This is a genomic window from Yinghuangia sp. YIM S09857 (genome assembly GCF_051388915.1).
GTDB lineage: Bacteria > Actinomycetota > Actinomycetes > Streptomycetales > Streptomycetaceae > Yinghuangia.
The window spans coordinates 90,964-94,648 of the sequence record NZ_JBPKBH010000028.1 but is presented as its reverse complement, the minus strand read 5'-3'; the positions used below and the strand labels follow the sequence as shown (position 1 = coordinate 94,648).

The following is a 3,685-nucleotide window of genomic DNA, read 5'->3' as shown; positions in this document are numbered from 1 at the left end:
GGCGTGCCAGAGGCGCGCCGACCCCACAGTCGCGAGGGTTGTCAGTATTGCTCGGGGAGTCGCCCGGTGGGCCGTGGCGCGGCGACTCGGCGGATCAGAGCTTGGTCCACGCCTCGGTGAGGACCGAGCGCAGGATCTGCTCGATCTCGTCGAAGGTGCCCTGGTCCGAGATCAGCGGCGGGGAGAGCTGGATGACCGGGTCGCCGCGGTCGTCGGCACGGCAGTACAGGCCGGCGTCGAAGAGCGCCTTCGACAGGAAGCCGTACAGGACGCGCTCGATCTCGTCGTCGTTGAAGGTCTCCTTGGTGCCCTTGTCCTTCACGAGCTCGATGCCGTAGAAGTACCCGTTGCCGCGGACGTCGCCGACGATCGGCAGGTCGAGCAGCTTCTGAAGGGTGGCCAGGAAGGCGCCCTCGTTGTCGAGGACGTGCTTGTTGAGGCCCTCGTTGTCGAAGATGTCGAGGTTGGCCAGCGCCACCGCCGACGAGACCGGGTGGCCGCCGAAGGTGTAGCCGTGCAGGAACATCTCCTCGCCCTTGTAGAAGGGCTCGGCGAGGCGGTCGGAGACGATCATCGCGCCGATCGGGGAGTAGCCCGAGGTCATGCCCTTGGCGCAGGTGATGATGTCCGGGACGTAGCCGAACTTCTCGCAGCCGAACATGGTGCCCAGGCGGCCGAACGCGCAGATGACCTCGTCCGAGACCATCAGGACGTCGTACTTGTCGCAGATCTCGCGGACCCGCTGGAAGTATCCGGGCGGGGGCGGGAAGCAGCCGCCCGCGTTCTGCACCGGCTCGACGAAGACGGCGGCGACGGTCTCGGGGCCCTCGTTGAGGATCTGGACCTCGATCTGGTCGGCGGCCCACCGGCCGAAGGCCTCCGGCGAGGAGTCGGCCAGGAACTCCGGCGCGCGGTAGATGTTGGTGTTCGGCACGCGGAACGTGGACGGCACCAGGGGCTCGTACGGGGCCTTCAGACCCGGCAGGCCGGTGATCGACAGGGCGCCCTGCGGGGTGCCGTGGTAAGCGGTCGTACGCGAGAGCACCTTGTGCTTGGTGGGCATGCCCTTGAGCTTGAAGTAGTGCTTGGCGAGCTTCCACGCCGACTCGACGGCCTCGCCGCCGCCGGTGGTGAAGAAGACCTTGTTGAGGTCGCCGGGCGCGTAGTTCGCCAGTCGTTCGGCCAGCTCGACGGCCTTCGGGTGGGCGTAGCTCCACACCGGGAAGAACGCCAGTTCCTCGGCCTGCTTGCGGGCCACCTCGGCCAGCTCGGCGCGGCCGTGGCCGGCCTGCACGACGAACAGGCCCGAGAGGCCGTCGATGTACTTGCGGCCGTTGGCGTCCCAGATGTGGACGCCCTCACCGCGCACGATCGTCGGAACGGGCGCGTTCTCGTACGACGACATGCGGGTGAAGTGCATCCACAGGTGGTCGTAGGCCTTCTTCGACAAGGCGGCGCTGTCGAGCTGGTCTGTCATCGAGTACCCCATGTGTAGGTCTGCTTCCGGAGCTTGAGGTAGACGAAGCTCTCGGTGCTCCGTACTCCGGGGATCGCTCGGATCCTCTTGTTGATGATTTCGAGCAGGTGGTCGTCGTCCTCGCAGACGAGCTCCGCGATCAGGTCGAAGGAGCCGGCCGTGATGACGACGTAGTCCACTTCGTCCATGGTCGCAAGGATGTCCGCGACCGGCTCGATGTCGCCTTCGACGCGCATGCCGACCATCGCCTGGCGGTGGAAGCCCACCGTGAGCGGGTCGGTGACCGCGACGATCTGCATGACGCCCTGGTCGAGAAGGCGCTGCACGCGCTGGCGCACCGCCGCCTCGGACAGGCCCACGGCCTTTCCGATGGCGGCGTACGAGCGGCGTCCGTCCTCCTGGAGCTGCTCGATGATCGCCATGGACACGGAGTCCAGCGATCCGCCCGGGTTCCTGTCTCGACTGGCCACGGCGTCACTCTGCCTTATCTGTCGGGTCGTGCGCAAGGGATTCCGTTGACTTTCGTCTTGCGTACAACTGATTCAGTTGTTTTGCCAGGTCCATGCTGATGATCCCGGCAGGTATGGGGTTACTCTTGGCGCGGTACCGGCGGGGTCCCCGTGTGCCCCGCGGGAGTTTCACCCGGATACCGCAACGTGACGGCATCCTCCCGCGCGGCCGGGACCGGCGTACGACCACTTCGGCGAAAGTCAGAGGAGACTGGGGACATGAGCGATCTGCGGACCCTGCGCAATTTCATCGACGGCAAGTTCGTCGACGCGGCCGACGGGCGGACCCTGGACGTCGTCGACCCCGCCACCGGGGAGGTGTACGCGACCTCGCCGCTGTCCCGCCAGGCGGACATCGACGCGGCCATGCAGGCCGCGGCCAACGCCTTCGAGTCGTGGAGCGAGACCACGCCCTCCGAGCGCCAGCTCGCCCTTCTCAAGATCGCCGACGCGGTGGAGAAGCGCGCGGACGAGCTGGTCGCCGCGGAGTGTCGCAACACCGGCAAGCCCCGGGGCCTGACCGCCTCCGAGGAGATCCCGCCGATGGTGGACCAGATCCGCTTCTTCGCGGGCGCCGCGCGCCTGCTGGAGGGCAAGTCGGCGGGCGAGTACATGGCCGGGCACACCTCCTTCGTCCGACGCGAGCCGGTCGGCGTATGCGCCCAGGTCGCGCCGTGGAACTACCCCATGATGATGGCCGTGTGGAAGTTCGCCCCGGCCCTCGCGGCGGGCAACACGGTGGTCCTCAAGCCGTCGGACACCACGCCCGAGTCCACGGTGCTGCTCGCCGAGATCATGGGTGAGATCCTGCCCCCCGGCGTGTTCAACGTGATCTGCGGCGACCGCGACACCGGCCGCCTGATGGTCGAGCACAGGACCCCTGCCATGGCCTCCATCACCGGTTCGGTGCGCGCCGGCATGTCGGTCGCCGAGACCGCGTCGCGCGACCTCAAGCGCGTGCACCTGGAGCTCGGCGGCAAGGCGCCCGTCCTGGTGTTCGAGGACGCCGACATCCCCGGCGCCGTCGAGGGCATCGCGGGCGCGGGCTACTTCAACGCCGGGCAGGACTGCACCGCCGCCACGCGCGTGCTGGTGCACGAGAGCATCCACGACGAGTTCGTGGCCAAGCTCGCGGAGGCGGCGTCCAACCTCAAGACCGCGGGCCCCGACGTCGAGGACGCCGACTTCGGCCCGGTCAACAACGTCAACCAGCTCGCGCAGGTCAGCGGCTTCATCGACCGGCTGCCCGAGCACGCCAAGGTCGAGGCGGGCGGCCACCGGGTCGGCGACGCCGGCTTCTTCTACGCCGCGACCGTCGTCTCCGGGCTGCGCCAGGACGACGAGATCATCCAGAACGAGGTCTTCGGCCCGGTCATCACCGTGCAGAAGTTCGCGGACGAGGCCGAGGCGCTGGAGAACGCCAACGGCGTCGAGTACGCGCTGGCGTCCTCCGTGTGGACCAAGGACCACTCGCGCGCGATGCGCCTCGCGAAGAAGCTCGACTTCGGCTGCGTGTGGATCAACACCCACATCCCGCTGGTCGCCGAGATGCCGCACGGCGGGTTCAAGCACTCGGGCTACGGCAAGGACCTGTCGGCGTACGGGTTCGAGGACTACACGCGCATCAAGCACGTGATGTCGTACATCGAGGGCTGACGCCCTGCGCCGAAGCGCCCGCGACGCCGCCCCGGTCCATGTG

At 68.0% G+C, this 3,685-nt stretch carries 3 protein-coding genes; 1 reads left to right on the top strand and 2 read right to left on the bottom strand.

Annotation, left to right across the window (positions count from 1 at the left end; all coding sequences use genetic code 11):
* Nucleotides 1-94: 94 nt before the first annotated feature.
* On the bottom strand, nt 95-1,477 hold the full coding sequence (locus ACRX5S_RS37520; protein WP_436777732.1) for an aspartate aminotransferase family protein: 1,383 nt from the start codon (nt 1,475-1,477) through the stop codon (nt 95-97).
* On the bottom strand, nt 1,474-1,947 hold the full coding sequence (locus tag ACRX5S_RS37515; protein WP_358362091.1) for an Lrp/AsnC family transcriptional regulator: 474 nt from the start codon (nt 1,945-1,947) through the stop codon (nt 1,474-1,476). Before ACRX5S_RS37515 ends, ACRX5S_RS37520 begins: the two co-directional genes overlap by 4 nt.
* 258 nt (nt 1,948-2,205) lie before the next feature.
* Here ACRX5S_RS37515 and ACRX5S_RS37510 point away from each other — a divergent pair, with 258 nt between their 5' ends.
* Nucleotides 2,206-3,642, top strand: a complete 1,437-nt coding sequence (locus ACRX5S_RS37510; protein ID WP_436777731.1) for a gamma-aminobutyraldehyde dehydrogenase — start codon at nt 2,206-2,208, stop codon at nt 3,640-3,642.
* Nucleotides 3,643-3,685 lie beyond the last annotated feature (43 nt).